The organism is Streptomyces sp. NPDC059788, from assembly GCF_042732265.1.
In the GTDB taxonomy this organism is placed as follows: domain Bacteria; phylum Actinomycetota; class Actinomycetes; order Streptomycetales; family Streptomycetaceae; genus Streptomyces.
The window spans coordinates 55,226-75,270 of sequence record NZ_JBHWHY010000018.1; the positions used below are offsets into that span (position 1 = coordinate 55,226).

Here is a 20,045-nt window from a genome sequence, read left to right on the forward strand (position 1 = left end):
TACGGGGCGGGGCGGTCTGCGGCGATACGTACGGGCCGGGGCGGCGGCGGTCCGGCCCGTACGGCTGTCCCGTACGGCTATTTCGTGTTGCGGGCCAGCTCCAGCGCGTACTCGGGCCACCACTCGCCCGCCTTGGGACCGCCCTTGCACGTCCCGTCGGACTCGCCGGGCCGCTTGATCCACAGGTAGGCGTCCACGAGCGGATCGCCGGTGCGGGCCGTCGGTGTCGCGCCCAGGGCCCGACCGCGCGGATTGCACCAGTTCTCCGGGTCGTCGCCGCCGGGGGCGGGGCCGTTGCCGTTGCGGCTGGTGTCGATGACGAAGTGCTTGCCGCCGACCATCGCGGAGAGCCGCTTGCCGTACTTCCTGTTCTCCTCGGTGGTCTGGAAGTTGGAGATGTTCAGCGCGAAGCCGTCGGCCCGGTCGAGGCCGGCCCGCTTGAGGGGCTCGGCCATCCGGCCGGGGTCCTTGATCCAGTGCGGGTTGCCCGCGTCCAGGTAGACCTTGGTGTGCGGGAGCGCCTTGAGCTTGCCGACGGCCTCGGTCAGCAGGGCGTAGCGCTCCTCGTGGAACTGCTCGGGGGTGCACTGGTCCTCGATGTGCGGCAGCGCGTCCGGCTCCAGCACGACCGTCGTCGGGCGGTCCCCGATGCCCTTGAGGACGCCGTCCAGCCAGGCACGGTAGGCGTTGCCGTCCGAGGCGCCGCCCTTGGAATAGCTGCCGCAGTCGCGGTGCGGGATGTTGTACAGGACGAGGAGCGCCTCGCGGTCGGCCTTGGCCGCCGCTTCCGTGAAGCCGCGGGCCTGGCCCTGCGGGTCCTCTACGCCCAGCCACTCGGCCACCGGCTGCGCCGATATCTTCTCGATCTGGCGGGCGTCGTCGGACTGGCCGTCCTTGGCGTACGCGGCGGCCTGCCGGGCCGCCTTGCCGTCCGGGTTGACCCAGTACGGCACGGTGGACTTGGGCTGCTGGCGCGGCGTGGACGCGGACGCGCCGTCGCCCTCGCCGTCGTCGGACGACGAGAAACACCCGGAGAGCAGCAGCAGCGCCCCCAACGCCGATGCCGCGCCGGACACCCCGCGCCGGCGCGCGGCGCGGCGCTCACCCGGGGGCCCGCCCCCGGATTCCCGAACATTGCCGTACATCCACTCCCCCCTCGGAGCACGGGACAAGACCGGTCGAATCCATCCTGGCACATGCCTCTCAGCCGCAGTCCGGCCTGTGGACAACCTGTTACGCCCCCGCCCGCCCGGCCGAAAACGACCGGGCGGACGGTGCCGTTGCCCAACTCCCCCTAGGCGCCGCCGTGCTGTCGTCCTACAGTGAAGTCCAGTGTGAGCTTCTTGTTGGTCACCTGGCCCCAGCCCCCGGTCGGGCTCGTGCACGCGTCTGAGTCCAGGCGCCCACGCACCTCCCGCCGGCGGCAGGGCAACTCCCGCAGTCCTGACATACCGGCGGTCGAGGACCGGCCGGTCGGCGGTTCAGGGGGAGCGAGCCGCCGGCCGGGAACGGTCGGCTCCGGGGCCCCGTCCCCCTCCCCTCCTGGGGCTCAACCGGCCTGTGGTGGCGTGGTGCCGGTGAGGTAGGCGTGCACGACGACGTTGGCGGTGTAGGCGTCCCGCTCGTGGTCGAAGGTCCCGGCGCAGGTGATCAGGCGCAGTTCCGCGCGGCCCGGCACGTGCGCGCCGTAGACCTTGCGCGGCGCGAAGCTCCCGCGGTCGTAGATCTTGACGTCCTCGACGGTGAACCGGGCGGTGCCGCCGTCCTCCCTGCGGACGTCCACCGGCTGCCCCGGCTTGAGGCTGCCGAGGCGGTGGAAGACCGCGCGCCCGCTCGTCGTGTCGACGTGCCCGACCAGGACCGCGGCGCCCGCGGTGCCCGGCTGCGGCCCCTTCCCGTACCAGCCGGCGAGGCCGGGCGTGCGGTAGGGCGGCGTGTCGACGGCGCCGGTCGCGTCCAGACCGGTCTCCACGACCCCGGCCCGTACGCCCAGCGCGCCGACCGCGACCTCGGTGGGACGGCCGCCCGGCGAAGTGGCCAGGGGCGCGTGGGCGGCGGGCAGGTCCTGTTCGAGGGGGCGGCCGACGGCCGCGACGTCACCGGTGGTCGGTCCCTTCGCCAGGTCGCCGCCGTCCGTCAGGTCCCGCCCCCACAGCCACAGTCCCAGCAGCAGTACGGCCCAGGCGACACCGGCGGCCATCCGTACGTGGCAGTGGCCGTGCGGGTGGCGGCGGTCCGCCACCGGGTGGTCGTCAGCCCGCATCGCCGTCGTCCGATCCCTTGCGACGGCGCCGCATCCGCAGCACCTGTCCGGTGAGCGCGAGGATCGCGCCCCCCGCGAGTACCAGTCCCACCGCGTAGGCGCTGTCGCCCTCGTGACCGGCGGCCGTCTGGACGGCCGCCGTCCGGACCAGCACGGTGCGCGACGCCTGCGGCGGCGCCGCGGCCCGCGGTCCCGCGGCGGCGTCCGCCGTACGCGCTCCGGCCCGGTGCGGCCGCGGGGCCGTCCCCCCGCCTCCGGCCCGTACCGGCGCGGAGGGGGAAGCGGGGCCCGCGGCAGGGGCGGCGAGGGAGTCGGACGCCACGGAGCCGGCGGCCTCCCCGGCCACGCCTTCGTCCTGGAGGCCTTCGCCCTGGAGGCTTTCGTCCCGCGCTCCGGCGCCCGCGTCCGCCCCCGTGTCCTCTCCGTCGCGCCCGGCGGGTGCCGCGGAGGCCGGGACGACCTCGAAGGAGCCCGCTGCGCGCGCGTCCTCGCCGTCGCATTGCACAAGGACGTCGTAGGTGCCGGGGTCCGCTGAGGAGCGCACCCGCGCGTCCCCCACCAGCCCCGCGGCGACCCGCGCCAGCGGTACGGCGTCGACGAAGGCCTCCGAGACGGCCCGGCCCGCACGGCCCGCGCAGCCGGTGACCTGGAGGGCCGCGTCGGTGCCCGGCGCGACGGCCGACGGGGTGACCGCGACGGTGCCGGCCGCGGCGCCCGGTGCCCGGCCCGCCGCCGCGAGCGCGGGCGCGGGAGTCAGCGCGGCCACCGCCAGGGCGGCACAGAGAGTCGTTCCCGGTGAGCGCATGGTGAACCTCCGAACACTTCCGAAGGTCCGCCCGGCGGCCCGGTCCCGCATCCTGGTGCGGCCCGGCGCTGCGCCGTCCGGGTGAGCGGCCGTCGTCCGGCGGCGCTCTCCGGGCCGGGCCGCGCCCCGGTTACACGAGATCGACGAGGTCGGCGATGGAGTCGACGACCCGCGACGGGCGGAACGGGTGCCGTTCGATGTCGCCCTTGCCGGTCAGCCCGGTCAGCACCAGGAACGTCTCCATGCCCGCCTCCAGCCCGGCCAGCACGTCGGTGTCCATCCGGTCGCCGATCATCGCGGAGCTCTCGCTGTGCGCGCCGATGACGTTCAGGCCGTGCCGCATCATCAGCGGGTTGGGCTTGCCGACGAAGTACGGCTCGACGCCCGTGGCCTTGGTGATCAGCGCGGCCACCGAGCCGGTCGCGGGCAGCACGCCCTGCGCCGAGGGACCGGTCTCGTCGGGGTTGGTGGCGATGAAGCGGGCGCCGTCGTTGATGAGCCGGATGGCCTTGGTGAGCGCCTCGAAGCTGTACGTACGGGTCTCGCCGAGCACGACGTAATCGGGCTCGTGGTCGGTGAGCACGTACCCGATGTCGTGCAGGGCGGTGGTCAGGCCCGCTTCGCCGATCACGTACGCGGTGCCGGACGGCCGCTGCTCGTCCAGGAACTGGGCGGTGGCCAGCGCGGAGGTCCAGATGGACTCCCAGGGCACGTCCAGGCCGATGCGGTTCAGCCGGGCGTGCAGGTCGCGCGGGGTGTAGATGGAGTTGTTGGTCAGGACGAGGAAGGGCTTGCCCGATTCGCGCAGGCGCTTGATGAAGGCGTCGGCGCCGGGCACGGGGATGCCCTCGTGCATCAGCACCCCGTCCATGTCGGTCAGCCATGACTCGATCGGCTTGCGCTCTGCCACTGCCGGTCTCCCGCCGTGCGTGTCTGCCAGGGTGCCGGCCGCGCCCGCGCCGTCGCGGGTCCCGTGCGCACCGCACGCCACCTCGGGTGACCTGCGTCTCGTACGTACGGCCGACGCCCCCAGCCTAAGTCAGCCGTCGCGATCTTGACCCCGCCGCGGGCCCGGAACCCTGGGCCCGCGGCGGGGCAGGGGCGGCGGTCAGCTGCCCGTCGCCGTCTTCCAGGCGTCGAGATAAGTGGACAGGTTCTTGTCGATGTCGTTCCAGTCCGGGCGGAAGATGTCGACATCGTTCATGATTTTTGCGAGTTCGGCGGCGTTGCGGTCGGTGGGCCGGACATCCGTACGGGCCGCGAAACCGCCGCCGACCGCGGAGACCTGCTTCTGCACCTCGGGCGAGAGCAGGTGGTCCAGGAACTTCCTGGCCTGGGCCGCGTGCGGGGCGTTCTTGACCAGCCCGGCCGCGTACGGCAGGGCGAACGTGGACGGCTTGGCGCCGGGCCGGGCGGCCGGGAAGAAGATGCCCTGGTTCGGCATGGACTTCATGTTGGCGTAGTTCATCTGCACGTCGCCGTTGGCGACGAGGAGTTCGCCCTTGTCGGTCTTGGGCGCGAGCTGCCCGGTGGAGGAGGACGGGCCGACGTTGTTGGCCTGGAGCTTCTTGAGGAATGCCATGGCCGGGCCCTGGCCGCCGAAGTCGTGCAGGGCCTGGACGACGACGGCGGTGCCGTCCCCGGCGACGCCCGGCGTGGAGTACTGGAGCTTGTTCTCGAAGCGGGCGTCCGTCAGGTCCTGCCAGGTGCGGGGCGGCTGCTTGAGCTGCTGCTTGTTGTAGATGAAGCAGAAGTAGTTGTTGACGACGGCGGTCCACTTGCCGTTCGGGTCCTTGTCCGCGGCGGCGACCTGCTCGGAGCCCTTGGGGCGGTAGGTCTCCAGCAGGCCCTTGCCGTCGGCCTGCTGGATGAACGGCGGCAGGGTCACCACGATGTCCGCCTTGGTGTTGGCCTTCTCCCGGGCCAGCCGCTGCACGGCGGCGCCGGACCCGCTCTCGACCAGGTTGACCTTGATGCCGGTCCGCTTCTCGTAGTCCTTGAAGACCCGGTCGTAGAAGCCGTCGCCCTTCGCGCCGCGCAGGCCGTCGGCGCTGTAGACGGTGATCTCCCGGGCGTCGGCGCGGGAAGCGCCGCCGCAGCCGGTCAGGGCGGCGCCGAGGAGCAGTGCGCCGCAGGCGGCGGCGGTCGGCTTGAGGTGGCTGCGCATGACGTGACGTCACTCCTTGGGGGTGTGGGGCCGGTGACGGGCGCGCGTCAGCGGTACGAGGACTTGGTGCGGATACGGGAGACGGCCAGCAGGACGAGCAGCGTGGCGGCCATCAGCGCCACCGCGAGCGCGGCACCGGCGAACAGGGACCCCCGGTCGGTGGTGGTGAAGACCTGCACCGGCAGCGGCATCCAGTCCGGCGGGTAGATCATCATCGTGGCGCTCAGCTCGCCCATCGACAGGGCGAAGCACAGGCCGGCGGCGGCGGTCAGGGACGGCAGCAGCAGGGGCAGTTTGACGCGCCACAGGACGTAGGCGGGGCGCGCGCCGAGGCTGGCGGCGCTCTGCTCGTACGCCGGGTCCAGACGGGCCAGCGCGGCCGTCACGGACTGGTACGCGAAGGCGGTGACCAGGACCGTGTGGGCGATGACCACGATCTGCGGGGTGCCGTTCAGCAGCAGCGGCGGCTGCGAGAAGGCGACCAGGAGCGACAGGCCCACGACGACGGACGGCACCGCCACCGGCAGTACGAACAGACCGTCGAGGACGCGGCGGGCGCGCGGACGCAGGCGCTGGGCGGCCAGCGCGGCCCAGGTCCCGGCGACCAGCGCGAGCAGGCTCGCGGCGACGGCCGTGACCAGGCTGGTGACCAGCGCCTCCAGGGAATCGCCCTGCGCGATGTCCCAGTAGTGCGCCGTCGTCGGTCCGGACGGCAGCGCGCCGCTCCAGCTGCTCGCGAAGGACGCCGCGACGACGACCAGCAGCGGCAGCGCGAAGACCGGCAGAAACAGCGCGAAGAACACGGTCCAGGCGGCCCGGCGGGCCCCTTTGCTATGCACGAGCACGGCGGCCGGCACCTCCCGCCGACGGTGTACTGCCCGCGCCCGCCCGTGCGGCCACGGTCCGGTACAGGGCGTAAAGGGCCACGGACAGCACGACGTTGACGACGGCGACGACGCACGCCCCCGTGTAGTCGCCGTCCAGGATGGCCTTGGTGTAGACGAGCACGGGCAGCGTGACCACGTCCTTGGCGCCGGTGAACAGCACGATCCCGAACTCGTTCAGCGTCAGCACGAGGACGAGCGCGCCGCCCGCCGCCAGCGACGGCAGCGCCTCGGGCCAGATCACCTTCCGTACGACCCGGGCGGGCCGCGCGCCGAGCGAGGCCGCGGCCTCCAGCTGCCCGGTCTCCACCTGGGAGAAGGCCGCGAGCAGCGGGCGCATCACGAAGGGCGTGAAGTACGTGATCTCGGCGAGCAGCACGCCCCAGGGGGTGTGCAGGAAGTCGAAGGGCCCGTCCGCCGCGCCGGTGGCGTCCGTCCACAGCCCGTTGGCCAGCCCGGCCGAGCCGTACACGAAGAGCAGGGCGAGGGTGATCAGGAAGGACGGGAAGGCGAGGAAGACGTCGATGAAGCGGCTCAGCGCCCGGCTGCCCGGGAACGGTACGAACGCGATCACCAGCGCGAGGACGAAGCCGAGCAGCAGGCACCCGGCGGTCGCGCCGACGGCGATCAGCACGGTGTTGCCGAGCGCGTCACGGAACGACGCCTCGGCGAAGACCTGCGCGTACGGGGCGGTGGACGGCGCGCCGCCCTCCTCCCCCGTGAAGGACTGCCGTACGACCAGGGCCAGCGGACAGAGGAAGACGAGGGCGAGCGCGGCGAGCGGGGGCAGGGCCCACAGGAGCGGCGCGACCCGGCCGGTACGCCGCTTCTCGGCGGCGCGGTCCGGCGGCGCCGGGCGGCTCGCGACCGGCGGCGGCGAGAGCGTGTCCGGCCTACTCATCGGCCGCGCTCCCCGCCCCCGCCGGCAGCAGCACCGCGTCCTCGGCGGCGAAGTGCAGGGCGATCCCGGCGCCCGGCTCGGGCGTCGTCCGCAGCTCCCGCACGTCGGCCATGACGCGGTGCCCGGCCACGTCCGCGTACACCCGGTGGGTCGCGCCGCGCCACTGCACCTCGGTGACGTGGCCGCGCAGGGTGTTGGGGCCCTCGCCGAGGCCGACCAGGTGCGGGCGCACGCACAGCGTGGCGGACGCGCCGGGCGCGGCGCCGTCGGAGGGCGTCACGGCCAGCCGCGTACCGGCGAAGTCCGCCGTACCGTCCGGACCGGCCGTCACCGGCAGCAGGTTGGCGTTGCCGACGAAGGAGGCGGTGAACTCGGTGCGAGGGCGCCGGTAGAGGTCCTGCGGGGTGCCGCAGTCGCGCAGCCGCGCCCGGTCCATGACGGCGATACGGTCCGCGAGCGTCAGCGCCTCCACCTGGTCGTGGGTGACGTAGAGGATGGACACGTCCGGCAGTTCCCGGTGCAGCCGCGCCAGTTCGGCGAGCATCCCGGAGCGCAGCCGGGCGTCGAGGGCGGACAGCGGCTCGTCCAGGAGCAGCACGCCGGGCCGGATGGCCAGGGCGCGCGCGATGGCGACCCGTTGCTGCTGCCCGCCGGACAGCTCGCGCGGGTAGCGCCTGGCGTACGCGGCCATGCCGGTCATCTCCAGGGCCTCCGCCACCCGCGCCGCGGTCTCGGCACGGGACGCGGTGCGTCCGCGCCGGGCCTTGAGGCCGAAGGCGACGTTGTCCTCGACGCGCAGGTGCGGGAAGAGCGCGTACTGCTGGACGACCATGCCGATGCCGCGCCGGTGCGGCGGCAGCCCGGTCATGTCCCGGCCGCCGATCAGCACCCGCCCGGCACACGGCCGTACGAACCCGGCGACGGCCCGCAGCGCGGTGGTCTTGCCCGAGCCGGACGGGCCGAGCAGCGCCATCACCTCGCCCGGCTCGACGGTCAGGTCGAAGGAGTCCAGGACGACGTTCCCGCCGTACGCGACGGAGACGTTGTCGAAGCGGATGCCGGAGGGGGTGGCGGCCGTATGGCCGGTGGTCGAGGGGGCCGCCGGGCCCCGGGCCCCGGCGGCCGTTTCGGCGGGCGCGCTCATGAGGGGCGCTCCGGCCGCGGGATGCCGCCCGGCCGGCCCCGCCCGTCGAGCAGGGCGGGCAGTTCGGCCACCGAGCCGAGGACGTGGGTGGCGCCCGCGCCGCGCAGCGCGGCCTCGTCGTGGGCACCGGTCAGGACACCGGCGACGACCGAGGCGCCCGCGCGGCGTCCGGAGAGCATGTCGTACGAGGTGTCGCCGGCGACCGCGACCTGCCGTACGGAGTCGGCGGCGCCGGTGCGCAGGAGCGCCGCCAGCACCAGGTCCGGGTACGGACGCCCGCGCCCGCCCGCGTCGGCGGGGCACAGGGTGAGCGCCACGAGGTCCCGCCAGCCGAGCGCGTCCAGGATGGCGTCCTGGGTGACGCGCGCGAAGCCGGTGGTCAGCACGACCGTACGGCCCGCTTCCTGCAGGGCTTCGATGGCCTGCCGCGCGCCGGGTACGGGGGCGATGCGCCCGGCGTCGACGAGTTCCCCGTAGGCCTCCTCGAAGGCCGTGTTGGCGCGCCGGGCCCGCTCCTCGTCACCGAACAGGTGCCGGAAGACGGAGATCTTCGACTCGCCCATGGTGGCGCGGACATAGGCCAGTTGCTCGGCGTGCTCGGCGCTGCCGGGCGTCACGCCGAGGCGCTCGGCGGCGGCGGCGAAGGCCTGCTCGACCAGTCCGCCGTCGGCCACCGTCGTTCCCGCCATGTCGAGCACGACGAGCGGGATGCGTCCGTCCTCCGTGTTGTCGACGGTCATCGCGTTCACCACCCGATCTCGTTCGCGGTGTCCTCGGCCAGCGCCGGGGAGCAGGTCATGCCGCGCCCGCCCGGCCCGGTGACCAGCCAGACGCCGTCGCGCACCTGCTGCCGGTGCACGACACGCGAGGTGTCCGTGCACTGCGCGTACACCCCGGCCCAGCGGCGGCGCACGGCCGGGAGCGGGCGCCCGAGGAGCGTCTCGACGACTCCGGTCAGGTGCTCGTACGGGTCCTCGACGACGTCGAAGCCGAAGGGCGTGTCGTACTCGTGTGTGTCGCCGATGGTCAGGCCGCCGTCCGCGCGCTGCACCATCAGCAGCTGCATCCGGTGTTCGGCGGCGACGGGCGGCTGCGGCCGGGCCGCGGCCCATGCGTCCAGCTCGGGCCCGCCGTACGCCGGGTAGTAGCGGAAACTGTCCGCGTCGGCGACAGAGGTGGTCAGCGCCTCGCCGAGCGGGGCGGTCTGCATCATCTGCAGCCGGACGCGGCGCACCGGCAGGTCCGGCACCAGCTCGCGCACGAGGCCGCCGAGCCAGGCGCCGGTGCACAGCACGACGGCGTCGCCCTCGTGCAGGTCGCCGTGGTCGTCGCGTACGGAACGCTCGCCCACCACCTGGCGGACCTCGCGCCCGCCGAGGAAGGTGTAGCGGCCGGACGCCGACAGCGCCTCGCGCAGCGCGCGCTGAGCGGTACGGGGCTCCACCGCCGCATCCCGCTCGCACCACAGCGCACCGGCGAACTCGCCGCGCAGGGCGGGGTTCAGGGCGCGTACCTCGTCGGCGCCGAGCAGTTTGTAGCCCCGGGCGGCGGCGTCGGGGCGGCGGGCGGCGGCCTCGGCGACAGCGCGTTCGGCGTCGTCGCGGACGACGGTGAGCGAACCGTTCGCCCGGAAGCCGAGACCGGGCACCCGCTCCCCGACGCCCTCCCACAGCTCGCGGGCCCGCAGCGCGGTCGCCAGCTCCTCACCGCCGGCCCGCCCGCCGACCCAGACCAGCCCGAAATTGCGCACCGAGGCCCCGCGCGCCTCGGTCTCCCGCTCGATGTGCACGACCTCGTGGCCGCGTTGGACCGCTTCCCAGGCGTGCATGGTCCCCAGCACCCCGGCTCCGACAACTATGACTCGCATGTCCGAAACGGTCGTGGGAGCGGGTGACCCGCGGCGGTCCGCGAGACGACGTGGGGGTGAACAGGGGCGCAAGGTTGGCCTAGACCCGTTATCGTTCCGTGATGAATAGAGGGTGTGCGGAGGCGAGCGGGGTCAGCCGCCCAGGTGGGTCGTGAAGGAGAACCGGTCGCCGCGATACAGCGAGCGCACCCGCTCCAGCGGCAGGCCCCGGGTGTCCCGCGAGAGGCGGTGGATCAGCAGCATCGGCAGCGCGCCCGGCGTACCGATCAGCAGGGCCTCGCGCGGGGTGGCCAGTACGGTCTCCAGGCGCTCGTCCGCGTCACCGAAACCGATGCCCAGCCGCTCGTGGAGGTAGGCGTAGAAGGAGGAGTCGGGCTCGAACTCCGAGTCCAGGCGCGGCACGCGCGCCACGGCGACGTACGTGCTCTCCAGCCCCACCCGCTCGTCGTCCGCGAGCAGCACCCGCTCCAAGTGCCACACCTCGTCACCGGCCCGCAGACCCAGCTCACCGGCCAGCCTCTCCGGCGCGGGGAAGCGGTCCAGGCCGACCAGATGACGGCCCGGCCGCCGCCCCTGCTTCCGTACGCCTTCGGTGTAACTGGCCAGGGACAGCGGCTGCTCCAGCTTCGGACCCGCCACGACCGTGCCGCGGCCGAGGCGCCGCAGCCGCCCCTCCAGGTGGAGTTCGCGCAGCGCCTGGCGCAGGGTCTCCCGGGAGACCTCGAAGCGCAGGGCCAGGTCGCGCTCGGTCGGCAGCGCCCCGCCCTCACCCAACTCGTCCAGAAGCGATGCCAGTTGGACCTTCGCCGCGTAGTACTTGGGGATGCGTCCGTGCTCGGGGATGCCGGAGCGGATCGGTGCGCCAGGTTCCTGGCCGTTCGGGTAGTCCACCGGCCGATCCTCGCACCCCCGGCGGCGGGCGGATCAGGGGGCTCGGCGCCCGCGCAGGTGGCGGGCCGCCGCCACGAGGAACACGCCCGCGGTCAGGAACACCATGGCAGCGGCCCCCATACGGACCACCCCCGGCGAACCGGTGTCGGCCAGGTGGGGATGCGGCGCGGGGCGGGACGGAGCGTCGGTGGCGGGCGCCTCGGCCCGCGCGACGGCCGCGGCTTCGACGGCGCCCGCGGGGGCGGTTGCCGTACGGGTCACGGACGCCGCGGCGTGGGCCGGCGGCGTGACGGCGTGGGCCGGCGGCGTGACGGCCTGGGCCGGCGGCGTGACGGCCTGGGCCGGCGGCGTGACGGCCTGGGCCGGTGGCGTGGCGGTCAGGAGGGATACGGACAGCAAGGCCGCCGGAAGGGTGGCGCGCAGCAGTGCGCGGGGCGGACGCACGGGCATGACGGACGCTCCTGCTCGATCAGCTCAGGCGACGGGGGCCACACCAGGCCGCTCGTATGACCGGTCGGTTTGGGACCTTGCCATGCGGGGCCGCTCCCGCGGGTCCGACGCCCCGGTGCGGGCCGCCGATCGCCCGAATGCCGCGCGTTCAGCGCAGTTCCGCCGCCGCCTCGCCCCCGAACGGCGCCCCCGGCACCCCGAACAGCGGCGCCAGGACGAGATGCGCCGCGCCGTCCGCGACCGCCCGCGCGCCCCCCTCGGCCAGGGCCACGGGAATCGCGGGCGTACCGCCGTCGCCACGTACGCGGGCCTGTTCGGCCAGGGCATAGGCCACGCCGCGTACATACACATCGGGGCGCGCCAGCACCGTACGGCCGCCGAGCAGTACCCGGTCGATGTCGAGCAGTTCCACGAGGTTGGCCGCGCCGACGCCCAGGATGCGCGCCGCCTCGGCGGCCTCGCCGCGCGCCGCGCTGTCGAGGCACAGCGCCTCGACGCAGCCGCGCTTGCCGCACCCGCAGGGCGGGCCGTCCAGTTGCACCACCTGGTGCCCGAACTCCCCCGCGCCGGTCCTGGCGCCCCGGTACAGCGCGCCGCCGAGCACCAGGCCCGCACCCAGGCCCGTACCGAGGTGGAGGTAGCCGAACGAACCGCGCCCGCCGGGCTCGCGCCGGGCGAGGCCGAGTGCCGCGGCGTTGGTGTCCTTGTCCAGGACGACGGGCAGGCCGAGCCGTTCGGCGAGCGCGTCGCGCAGCGGGAAGCCGTCCCAGTCCGGGAAGCCGGTGACCCGGCGCAGCACCCCGGCCGTGTGGTCCAGCGGCCCCGGGCAGGCGGCGCCGACGCCCAGGACGCGGGACGAGCGGGCCTCGTCCGGCAGGGCGGCGAGCTGCCCGGCCACCGCGTCGAGGACGGCGGGGGCGCCCGCGCCGAAGTCGAGCGGGGCGGTGCGCTCCGCGACGGTGCGGCCCGCGAGGTCGGCGAGGACCGCGGTCAGCTCGTCGCGGTCCAGGTGCAGGCCGATCGCGTACCGCGCTTCGGGGACCAGGCACAGCACCGTACGCGGCTTGCCGCCGGTGGAGGCCCGCCGGCCCGCCTCGGCCACCAGGCCGTCCGCCCGCAGCCGGGCGAGGATCTTGCTGACGGCCTGCGGTGTCAGCCCCGTGTGCGCGGCGAGCTCCAGTCTGCTGACGCCCGCCGGTCCCGCCGTCCGCAGCAGCCCCAGCAGCAGGGCGGCGTTGTGGCCGCGCAGGGCGGTCAGGCCGGCTCCGCCGCCGGCGGGCGCGGGGGCCGGGGCGGCGGCCCCACCGGGGGGCGGGGCGGCGACACGTTCGGCGGGGTCGTTGCTGGTCACCCGTCCATTGTCCGTATTGCTTGCACTTTGGCAACAGCGTTGCTTAAGTGGGTGGCATGAACGACTCTCCCGGCACACCCCTCCGCGTCGGCCTGATCGGCTACGGCCTGGCCGGCTCGGTCTTCCACGCCCCGCTGATCGCCGCCACCGACGGCCTGGTGCTGGACACCGTCTCCACCAGCAGCCCGGACCGGCAGGCCCAAGCCCGCGCCGAACACCCCCGGGTCCGTACGGTCGCCACCCCCGACGAGGTCCTGGCCCGGGCCGGCGAGCTGGACCTGGTCGTCATCGCGTCCCCCAACAAGACGCATGTGCCGCTCGCCGAGGCCGCGCTGCGGGCCGGGCTGCCGGTCGTCGTCGACAAGCCGCTCGCCGGGACCGCCGCCGAGGCCGACGGGCTGGCCGCCCTCGCCGACGAGCGCGGCCTGCTGCTCTCCGTCTTCCAGAACCGCCGCTGGGACAACGACTTCCGCACGCTGCACAAGCTGGTCACCGAGGGCGCGCTCGGCGACGTCCAGCGCTTCGAGTCGCGCTTCGAGCGCTGGCGGCCCAAGCCCAAGGGCGGCTGGCGCGAGTCCGGCGACCCGGCGGAGATCGGCGGACTGCTGTACGACCTCGGCAGCCACGTCGCCGACCAGGCACTCGCCCTCTTCGGGCCGGTCACCCAGGTCTACGCCGAGTCCGACGTCCGCCGTCCGGGCGCCGAGGCCGACGACGACACGTTCCTCGCCCTCACCCACGCCGACGGCGTCCGCTCCCACCTGTGGGTCAGCGCGACCACCGCCCAGCTCGGCCCGCGCTTCCGGGTGCTCGGCAGCCGCGCGGGCTACGTGAAGTACGGCCTGGACCCGCAGGAAGCGGCACTGCGCGAGGGCCGGCGGCCCGGTGACACCCCGGGCGGCTGGGGCGCCGAGCCGGAATCGGCGTGGGGCCGGATCGGCTCCGGAGAGTCCCCGCTGACCGGCGGCGGAGATCCCGTACCGACGCTGCCCGGCGACTACCCCGCGTACTACGCCGCCGTCGCGGAAGCGCTGCGCACCGGAGGCAGGCCGCCGGTGGACGCCAGGGAGGCGGCGGCCACGCTGCGCGTCCTGGAGGCGGCGAAGACGTCGGCGGCCGAGGGCCGCACGGTCCGGATCGGGGAGTCGGCATGAGCGCCACGACCGGCACGACCGGCATGAACGGTACGAGCGGCAGCGCCGCGCACGGCACGGACGAGCGCGAGGCCGCCCGCCACCAGATCCGCGAACTGGAGGAGCAGGAACGCCGCCTGGTCCTGGACAGCTTCGACAACGAGGCGGCCTGGCGCCTCGGCTGCCTGCTGACGGACCTGGCGCGCGAACGCGGCGCCGCCGTGACGGTGGACATCCGGCGCGGCGCCCAGCAGCTGTTCCACTGCGCGCTGCCGGGTACGTCGGCGGACAACGACGCGTGGATCGAGCGCAAGCGCCGGGTCGTCGAACGGTACGCGGAGTCCTCGTACCTCGTAGGCGCCCGTTTCCGCGCCAAGGGCCGCACCTTCGAGGAATCGTCCCGGCTCGACCCCGACCGCTACGCCGCGCACGGCGGCGCCTTCCCCGTACGGCTGCGCGGTACGGGAGTCGTCGGCACGGTCGCGGTCTCCGGCCTCCCCCAGGGCGACGACCACGCGCTGGTGGTCGACGCCCTGGGGCGCTACATCGAGCAGCGGCCGGCCAACTGACCCGAAGGTCAGCCGGAGCGGCGGCGAGTGCGGATGATCAGTACGAGCACCACACCGCTGACGACGGCGGCCGCTGCCGCCCCGATGAACAGCGGGTCCCGGAAGGTGCTGCCGCTGTGCGCCAGCTGGTCCCCGTCATCCGTCGGCCCGGGGCTGGGCACGGGACCGCCGGAGGAGGAGTCCGTGGGCTCCGGGGTGGGGGCGGTCGGTGACGCAGAAGCGGTCGGCTCGGTGGGGGACGGTTCCGGGGTGGGTTCGGTGGGCTCCGTGGTCGGCTCGGTGGGCTGCGAGGTCGGTTCGGTGGGCTGCGAGGTCGGCTCGGTCGGGACGGATGTCGGCTCCGTCGGGGACGGGGTCGGCTCGGTGGGAGTCGGCGACGGCGGGCGTGTCGGCTCCGTGGGGGACGGGGTCGGCTCGGTCGGCGTCGGGCGTGGCTCGGTGGGAGTGGGCCTCGGCTCGCTGGGAGACGGGGTCGGCTCCGTCGGGGACGGGGTCGGCTCGGTCGGCGTCGGCCTCGGCTCGCCGGGAGACGCGGTCGGCTCGATCGGTGACGGGGTCGGCTCCGTCGGCGTGGGGGTCGGTGACGGTTCCGTCGGCGTCGGGCTCGGCTCGGTCGGCGTGGGTGACGGCTCGTCCGTCGGCGACGGGGAGGGCTCGTCGGTCGGCGACGGGGACGGCTCGTCCGTGGGAGACGGGGACGGCTCGTCGGTCGGCGACGGGGAGGGCTCGTCGGTCGGCGACGGGCTCGGGTCCGTAGGACTCGGGGAGGGCTCGTCCGTGGGAGACGGCGACGGCTCCGTGGGAGACGGCGTCGGGGTGGGTGTCGGGCTCGGCTCGCGGCAGTCCGGCAGGTCCCCGTTGAACGGGTAGCTGTGCATCTCGGCACCGGATGTCGAGGTGTGCACCAGCGAACCCACGGTGAAGAACCGGCCGTTCATGCCCGGCACGGACACCGTCGTCGTACTGCCCTGCTTGCCGACCAGCACACTGCCCTGGAACTGCGCGCCGCCCTTGAACTCGACCGTGTTCGCGTCCGGGAAGTTCCACAGCAGCCGCTCGCGGATGCCGGGCGGCTGGAGGTCGTGGCCGATGTAGGTGTTGACGGTACGGGCGTCGCCGAGCATGTTGACCAGGACGGTCGCGCCCTGCGGGATGCCCGTGAAGGTGATGCCCTGGGCCCCGCCGTTGCGGCCCGCGAGGTCGAAGTCGACGTTGAAGACCTGGAGGGCGGACGTGCCGTCGCCGGTGAAGACCGTCGAGTAGCCCTGGTTGACGGCGGTGCCGGTCGCGGGCCGCTGTCCGCCGCCGGTCCGCGCGTAGCACTGGCTGCTCGCCGTGAGGTCGGGCACCAGCCTGCGGTACGGGTCGGCGGCGCCCGGCCGCTGGTCCGCCTGGGGGATCACCGTGCCACTGAGACTGCCTTCGTAGGCGACGACTCCTCGGGTGCTGCCCTCCTCGGCGAGCAGCCGCTGGCCGGAGGCGATGGTGACGTCGCCGCCCACGGTCAGGAAGTCGGAGCCGTTGGGCGGCGGCACCCGGGAGCCCACGCCGACGATGCCCACGTTGTAGACGCTGGACCCGCCGGTCTTGTTCATGCTGAAGCCGCCGAGGGTGACGATCTTCCCCTCGGCCTCGGCGGCCGATCCGCCGACGCGGAAGTCCCCGCCGACGAAGATGTTGATGTTCTCGTCCCGTCCGGGGACCGGTCCGTTGTTCGGATCGGAGTACGAGGGCGGGCACTGGCTTCCCAGGCACGGCCCGAGGCCGTCGGGCAGCGGGGCCGCGAAGCCGAACGCCGCGAACAGGCCGAGGAGCACGGCGGCCACGGCTCCCAGTGCGGCGGCGGCCACCACATGGGACCGTTTTGTCTTTTTTGCAAGCATATACGCACTATGTGCGCGGACCGTCCCGGCAGCCGGACGGCCCGCGCACGCGTACGGCAAGTCCCCCTGTCCAGCCGACAGCCGACTGCCCGAAAGCCACCCGCACCTGACCTCCCGTCAGGCTCCGGCCGGCCTCCCGGCGGACGCCGTCAGGCGTCCTTCAGCTCCTGCCGCTGCCGCCCCAGCCCGTCGATCTCCAGCTCCACCACGTCACCGGCGCGCAGGTACGGCTTGGGCTCCGGACAGCCCATCGCCACGCCCGCCGGGGTGCCGGTGTTGATGACGTCGCCGGGATACAGGGTCATGAACCGGCTCAGATAGCGGACCACTTCGGCCACCGGGAAGATCTGCTCGGCGGTCGTGCCGTCCTGCCGCAGCGTGCCGTTGACCCACAGCCGTACGCCCAGGGCCTGCGGGTCGGGCACCTCGTCCGCCGTCACCAGCCACGGGCCCAGCGGGTTGAACGTCTCGCAGTTCTTGCCCTTGTCCCACTGGCCGCCGCGCTCGATCTGGAACTCCCGTTCGGAGACGTCGTGCGCGATCGTGTAGCCGGCGACGGCGGCGCGGGCCTCCTCGTCGGTCTCCAGATAGCGCGCCGTACGGCCGATGACGACGGCCAGCTCGGCTTCCCAGTCCGTCTTCACACTGCCGCGCGGAACCAGCACCGTGTCGTCGGGCCCGACGACGGTGTCGGGGGCCTTCATGAAGACGATCGGTTCGGCCGGTACGGCGGCGCCGGTCTCGCGGGCATGGTCGTGGTAGTTCAGCCCGATGCACACGACCTTGCCGATCCGGGCGACGGGCGGACCGGTGCGCAGCCCGCCCGTGTCCAGCCCCGGCAGCACACCGGCGGCGGCCGCCGCCCGTATCCGCCCAAGGGCCGTGGCGTCCCCGAGCAGCGCCCCGTCGATGTCCGTGACCAGCGACGACAGGTCGCGCAGGGTGCCTTTCGAATCGAGCAGCGCCGGGCGTTCCGCCCCCACCGGACCGACACGCAGCAGCTTCATCGGTACAACTCCCGAGGTCGAAGGGTCGGTCCGGGAGGCTCTCCCGGACCGGCCGATGGGGACGGCCATCGAGCGATTCGGACGATCGTCCAAGAACGGCGTCCGGTCCGCAAGACCCGGTTCACGTACTGGACCGTTACCCGGTGGTACGGGCCGGGGTCGCGGCGGGGGCGGGGGCCGGGGTCCCCTTGCCGGGCGTGCGGTCCTCGTGGCCGCCCCGCCCCCGGTCCCGGCTGCTGTCCCGGCCCCGGTGCAGCAGCGCCCGTTCGCACGCCGTCCACGCCGTGGTCGTCACCAGGTAGAGCGCGGCCGCCAGCGGCAGCACGGCGACGCTGACCAGCGTCCCGAAGGACAGCAGCGGCATCACCTTCGTCAGCCCGGCGAGGCCGGGCACCGTACCGCCGTCGGCTCCGCCCGCCTGGCCCGGGGCCGCGCCCGCCTTCTTGAAGGCCGCGTCCGTCTGCCCGAAGGCCGCGCCCGTCGCGGGGTTCTGCGCCATCGCCGTACGGGCCCGCCGGAAGTTCCAGGTGGCGACGGCGGCGGCCAGTGCGAACAGCGCCAGGTAGACCAGCCCGTGCGGCCCGAACACCCCGCCGTCCGCGAGGGCCTGCGACCAGTGCCCGCCGAGCGGCGCGCCCAGCAGCGCATGCCCGAGCAGGCCGCTGCCGTCGTTGGTGAACAGGTGGTACATGACGAAGAAGACAGGCAGCTGGAGGAGGGCGGGCAGGCATCCGGCCAAGGGCGTGGAGCCGGTCTCGGCGTAGAGCGCCGCGGTGGCCTCCCGCAGCCGTTGCGGATCGTCGGCGTGCTTGCGCCGCAGCTCGGCCAGCCGCGGAACGTGCGCGGAACGCACCTTCTCGCCGCGCGCGGCGGCGCGGGCGAGCGGGTGCAGCGCGGCGCGCACGCACAGGGTGAACAGGACGATCGCGACGGCCGTCGCCGAGGCTCCGAAGAACGGTTCGATGAGGTCGGCGGCCTGGGACAGCGCGCTGCCCAGGGTGGCGAAAACGGACATGGGTGAGCCCTCCACGGGTCTCGTCGTGCCGGAATGTGGAATCGGCGTGACGAGCCGCGCGGGGCCGGTGCCTCCGCGACGTGCGAGGTGGGGCGCCTACGCGGCCGTCGGGAGGGGACGGCCGGGTGCCCTGGGGCGCGGGCGGCCGGCGGCGTCGGGATCGCGTTGCGGCAGGAAGGCCGTACGGCGTTCCCGGTCGCGCAGGGCGGTACGGACGCGGCCCGGCGGTTCGGGCCGGGCGAGCGCGGCGGCGAGGAAGGCGCGGCACAGCAGCAGTACGGCGGCGGTCGTCGCGGCGGCGGCGAGCGCGGGGGCCAGGCCGCTCTGGGCGAGGAGGAATCCGGAGAGCAGGAAGAAGAGCGCGCCCACGTACAGCCGCCAGGCGTCGGCGCAGCGCTGCATGTGCTCACCCCTTCCACGGATCACGGACCCACCGCCGGTGTCCGCCCCAGAGTAACGGCAGCACCACCGGACCGGCCCCCGCCCCCGCACCCCGCCACCCGCGCGGGGCGGCGGCCCCGGAGGGGAGCCCGGGGCCGCCGCGGTCCTGATGCGCCGCCGGGGTCCGCGCCGCCGCGGACCCGACGCGCCGCCGCGGTTCTGGCGCGTCCGTCACAGCCCGTTGACCCGGGCTTCCCTGGCCATGCCCAGCGGGCGGATGGTGGAGGCGACCGTCCGGGCGCGGCGGCCTGCGCGCGAACGGTAGCGCCGTACGTGCGCCATCAGACGGCGGCTGCGCAGCGCCATCTCCAGCTCGAAGCGGGTACGCGGGTCGCGCAGCGCGGGCCCGAAGAGCTTCTCGATCTGCCGCAGGCGGTAGCGCACGGTCTGCGGGTGCACCTGGAGCACCTTGGCCGCTTCGGGCGCGCCACCGCCCTCCAGCCAGGCCAGCAAGGTGACCTCCAGACGCTCGCTCTGCCGGGGCGTCAGGGCGTCCAGCGGGCTCAGCCAGCGCGAGGACAGGGCCCGCGCCAGCGATTCGTCCTGGAGGAGGAGCAGGGCGGAGAGGTGGTCGTCGACGAAGGCCGGGCGCGTGTCGGGGCCGCCGCGGCCGGGCGACAGCGCGAGCAGGGCGCGGGCCCAGCGCAGCGAGGAAGCGGTGTCCCCGGCCGGTACGACGTGACCGACCGCCGCCGCGCGGCCCTTGAGCGCCGCCTCCAGCCGGGCGCGGGTCTGCGTTCCGGGGTCGGGGACGAGCAGACAGGTGTCCCCGTCGACGGTGCCGACCAGGGCGTCGCCGAGGGCGGCGGCCAGTTGGGGGGCCTCGGCGGGCGAGGCGAGGGCGATGGCCTGGACGCGGTCCGGTACGGGCCAGCCGGCGCAGCGGGCCACCTCGGCGAGGGCGACGTCGGAGACGTTCTCGGCGCCGGAGAGGGCGGCGAACACCTCCCGGCGGGCGGGCGCCACCGGCAGCGGAGTGACGACGAAGTCCTTGGGCCACCGGACGGGCTCCGTCGTTTCCTGGTAGCCGAGCGCCACCAGCATGGCCTGTTCCACGGCCCATCGGGTCTCTTCGGCACCCGCTTCCGCGAGGAGGGCGGAAAAGGCGGGAAATCCGCTCCGCAGCTCCTCGGTCACCTTCCCGGCGAGTGTCGGGAGTTCCTTTCTCAGCACCCGGGTCCATTCACCACGGGGGCGTGACCAGATGCGGTTCAGGAGATCACACATCGCTACCTCGTTCCTGGCGTGATGCGGAGGGGGGACGGCCCTGCTGC

The 20,045-nt window shown here is 74.4% G+C and carries 20 protein-coding genes; 2 read left to right on the forward strand and 18 right to left on the reverse strand.

Annotated features, from left to right (window positions below; translation table 11 throughout):
• Positions 1-77: 77 nt before the first annotated feature.
• The 13 genes from ACFV57_RS17465 to ACFV57_RS17525 all read right to left on the reverse strand — a co-directional run bounded on the left by ACFV57_RS17465 (position 78) and on the right by ACFV57_RS17525 (position 12,723).
• On the reverse strand, positions 78-1,145 hold the full coding sequence (locus ACFV57_RS17465) for a glycoside hydrolase family 6 protein (protein ID WP_385232215.1): 1,068 nt from the start codon (positions 1,143-1,145) through the stop codon (positions 78-80).
• A gap of 404 nt (positions 1,146-1,549) precedes the next feature.
• Positions 1,550-2,263, reverse strand: coding sequence for a class F sortase (locus ACFV57_RS17470; protein WP_385232218.1), 714 nt, complete (start codon positions 2,261-2,263; stop codon positions 1,550-1,552).
• Positions 2,253-3,068, reverse strand: coding sequence for a hypothetical protein (locus ACFV57_RS17475; protein ID WP_385232221.1), 816 nt, complete (start codon positions 3,066-3,068; stop codon positions 2,253-2,255). The genes ACFV57_RS17470 and ACFV57_RS17475 overlap by 11 nt, the downstream gene beginning before the upstream one ends.
• A 130-nt stretch (positions 3,069-3,198) precedes the next feature.
• Entirely contained in the window at positions 3,199-3,978 is a 780-nt protein-coding gene (locus ACFV57_RS17480) for an HAD-IIA family hydrolase (RefSeq protein ID WP_385232224.1), read from the reverse strand.
• A 198-nt stretch (positions 3,979-4,176) separates the two neighbouring features.
• Positions 4,177-5,235 carry a 2-aminoethylphosphonate ABC transporter substrate-binding protein gene (locus ACFV57_RS17485; RefSeq protein WP_385232227.1) on the reverse strand — a complete coding sequence of 353 codons (1,059 nt, stop codon included), beginning with the start codon at positions 5,233-5,235 and terminating at the stop codon, positions 4,177-4,179.
• 47 nt (positions 5,236-5,282) lie between these two features.
• Positions 5,283-6,080, reverse strand: a complete 798-nt coding sequence (locus tag ACFV57_RS17490; RefSeq protein WP_385232230.1) for an ABC transporter permease — start codon at positions 6,078-6,080, stop codon at positions 5,283-5,285.
• Complete coding sequence (locus tag ACFV57_RS17495) at positions 6,067-7,020, reverse strand: 2-aminoethylphosphonate ABC transporter permease subunit (RefSeq protein ID WP_385232233.1); 954 nt, start codon at positions 7,018-7,020, stop codon at positions 6,067-6,069. The genes ACFV57_RS17490 and ACFV57_RS17495 overlap by 14 nt, the downstream gene beginning before the upstream one ends.
• On the reverse strand, positions 7,013-8,164 hold the full coding sequence (locus tag ACFV57_RS17500) for an ABC transporter ATP-binding protein (RefSeq protein ID WP_385232234.1): 1,152 nt from the start codon (positions 8,162-8,164) through the stop codon (positions 7,013-7,015). Before ACFV57_RS17500 ends, ACFV57_RS17495 begins: the two co-directional genes overlap by 8 nt.
• Positions 8,161-8,904: a phosphonatase-like hydrolase gene (locus tag ACFV57_RS17505; protein WP_385232237.1), complete on the reverse strand. Its 744-nt coding sequence runs from the start codon at positions 8,902-8,904 to the stop codon at positions 8,161-8,163. Before ACFV57_RS17505 ends, ACFV57_RS17500 begins: the two co-directional genes overlap by 4 nt.
• Before the next feature lie 5 nt (positions 8,905-8,909).
• The gene (locus ACFV57_RS17510; RefSeq protein ID WP_385232240.1) at positions 8,910-10,031 is read right to left on the reverse strand and encodes a TIGR03364 family FAD-dependent oxidoreductase; all 1,122 of its coding nucleotides are present in this window, start codon (positions 10,029-10,031) and stop codon (positions 8,910-8,912) included.
• 132 nt (positions 10,032-10,163) lie between these two features.
• Positions 10,164-10,922 (reverse strand): GntR family transcriptional regulator, encoded by a 759-nt coding sequence (locus tag ACFV57_RS17515; protein ID WP_385232243.1) that lies wholly within the window; start codon positions 10,920-10,922, stop codon positions 10,164-10,166.
• Between the two features lie 33 nt (positions 10,923-10,955).
• Positions 10,956-11,372 carry a hypothetical protein gene (locus ACFV57_RS17520; RefSeq protein WP_385232246.1) on the reverse strand — a complete coding sequence of 139 codons (417 nt, stop codon included), beginning with the start codon at positions 11,370-11,372 and terminating at the stop codon, positions 10,956-10,958.
• 148 nt (positions 11,373-11,520) lie between these two features.
• The gene (locus tag ACFV57_RS17525; RefSeq protein WP_385232249.1) at positions 11,521-12,723 is read right to left on the reverse strand and encodes an ROK family transcriptional regulator; all 1,203 of its coding nucleotides are present in this window, start codon (positions 12,721-12,723) and stop codon (positions 11,521-11,523) included.
• A gap of 56 nt (positions 12,724-12,779) precedes the next feature.
• On the opposite strand from ACFV57_RS17525, the gene ACFV57_RS17530 reads away from it, so the two are divergent.
• Both ACFV57_RS17530 and ACFV57_RS17535 read left to right on the forward strand, forming a co-directional pair.
• The gene (locus ACFV57_RS17530; RefSeq protein ID WP_385232252.1) at positions 12,780-13,877 is read left to right on the forward strand and encodes a Gfo/Idh/MocA family oxidoreductase; all 1,098 of its coding nucleotides are present in this window, start codon (positions 12,780-12,782) and stop codon (positions 13,875-13,877) included.
• Positions 13,874-14,425: a heme-degrading domain-containing protein gene (locus ACFV57_RS17535; RefSeq protein ID WP_385232255.1), complete on the forward strand. Its 552-nt coding sequence runs from the start codon at positions 13,874-13,876 to the stop codon at positions 14,423-14,425. Before ACFV57_RS17530 ends, ACFV57_RS17535 begins: the two co-directional genes overlap by 4 nt.
• An 8-nt stretch (positions 14,426-14,433) precedes the next feature.
• Here ACFV57_RS17535 and ACFV57_RS17540 read toward each other — a convergent pair whose 3' ends face one another.
• From ACFV57_RS17540 to ACFV57_RS17560, 5 genes are all read right to left on the reverse strand, one after another.
• A complete protein-coding gene (locus ACFV57_RS17540) occupies positions 14,434-16,308 on the reverse strand; it encodes a choice-of-anchor A family protein (protein ID WP_385232258.1) in 1,875 nt (624 codons plus the stop codon).
• 149 nt (positions 16,309-16,457) lie between these two features.
• Positions 16,458-17,315, reverse strand: coding sequence for a fumarylacetoacetate hydrolase family protein (locus ACFV57_RS17545; protein ID WP_385232261.1), 858 nt, complete (start codon positions 17,313-17,315; stop codon positions 16,458-16,460).
• Between the two features lie 136 nt (positions 17,316-17,451).
• Positions 17,452-18,330, reverse strand: coding sequence for a membrane protein insertase YidC (yidC, locus tag ACFV57_RS17550; RefSeq protein WP_385232264.1), 879 nt, complete (start codon positions 18,328-18,330; stop codon positions 17,452-17,454).
• A gap of 96 nt (positions 18,331-18,426) precedes the next feature.
• Positions 18,427-18,732, reverse strand: coding sequence for a DUF6412 domain-containing protein (locus ACFV57_RS17555; RefSeq protein ID WP_385232266.1), 306 nt, complete (start codon positions 18,730-18,732; stop codon positions 18,427-18,429).
• A gap of 210 nt (positions 18,733-18,942) precedes the next feature.
• Positions 18,943-19,998, reverse strand: a complete 1,056-nt coding sequence (locus ACFV57_RS17560) for a PucR family transcriptional regulator (RefSeq protein ID WP_385232269.1) — start codon at positions 19,996-19,998, stop codon at positions 18,943-18,945.
• Positions 19,999-20,045: the final 47 nt, after the last annotated feature.

What these genes read in the sequence shown, in the direction of transcription:
- ACFV57_RS17465 (WP_385232215.1), bottom strand. Translation starts at nt 1,145, where the DNA reads ATGTACGGCAATGTTCGGGAATCCGGGGGCGGGCCCCCGGGTGAGCGC.
- ACFV57_RS17470 (WP_385232218.1), bottom strand. Translation starts at nt 2,263, where the DNA reads ATGCGGGCTGACGACCACCCGGTGGCGGACCGCCGCCACCCGCACGGC.
- ACFV57_RS17475 (WP_385232221.1), bottom strand. Translation starts at nt 3,068, where the DNA reads ATGCGCTCACCGGGAACGACTCTCTGTGCCGCCCTGGCGGTGGCCGCG.
- ACFV57_RS17485 (WP_385232227.1), bottom strand. Translation starts at nt 5,235, where the DNA reads ATGCGCAGCCACCTCAAGCCGACCGCCGCCGCCTGCGGCGCACTGCTC.
- ACFV57_RS17495 (WP_385232233.1), bottom strand. Translation starts at nt 7,020, where the DNA reads ATGAGTAGGCCGGACACGCTCTCGCCGCCGCCGGTCGCGAGCCGCCCG.
- ACFV57_RS17500 (WP_385232234.1), bottom strand. Translation starts at nt 8,164, where the DNA reads ATGAGCGCGCCCGCCGAAACGGCCGCCGGGGCCCGGGGCCCGGCGGCC.
- ACFV57_RS17505 (WP_385232237.1), bottom strand. Translation starts at nt 8,904, where the DNA reads ATGACCGTCGACAACACGGAGGACGGACGCATCCCGCTCGTCGTGCTC.
- ACFV57_RS17510 (WP_385232240.1), bottom strand. Translation starts at nt 10,031, where the DNA reads ATGCGAGTCATAGTTGTCGGAGCCGGGGTGCTGGGGACCATGCACGCC.
- ACFV57_RS17520 (WP_385232246.1), bottom strand. Translation starts at nt 11,372, where the DNA reads ATGCCCGTGCGTCCGCCCCGCGCACTGCTGCGCGCCACCCTTCCGGCG.
- ACFV57_RS17530 (WP_385232252.1), top strand. Translation starts at nt 12,780, where the DNA reads ATGAACGACTCTCCCGGCACACCCCTCCGCGTCGGCCTGATCGGCTAC.
- ACFV57_RS17535 (WP_385232255.1), top strand. Translation starts at nt 13,874, where the DNA reads ATGAGCGCCACGACCGGCACGACCGGCATGAACGGTACGAGCGGCAGC.
- ACFV57_RS17540 (WP_385232258.1), bottom strand. Translation starts at nt 16,308, where the DNA reads ATGCTTGCAAAAAAGACAAAACGGTCCCATGTGGTGGCCGCCGCCGCA.
- ACFV57_RS17545 (WP_385232261.1), bottom strand. Translation starts at nt 17,315, where the DNA reads ATGAAGCTGCTGCGTGTCGGTCCGGTGGGGGCGGAACGCCCGGCGCTG.
- yidC (WP_385232264.1), bottom strand. Translation starts at nt 18,330, where the DNA reads ATGTCCGTTTTCGCCACCCTGGGCAGCGCGCTGTCCCAGGCCGCCGAC.
- ACFV57_RS17555 (WP_385232266.1), bottom strand. Translation starts at nt 18,732, where the DNA reads ATGCAGCGCTGCGCCGACGCCTGGCGGCTGTACGTGGGCGCGCTCTTC.
- ACFV57_RS17560 (WP_385232269.1), bottom strand. Translation starts at nt 19,998, where the DNA reads ATGTGTGATCTCCTGAACCGCATCTGGTCACGCCCCCGTGGTGAATGG.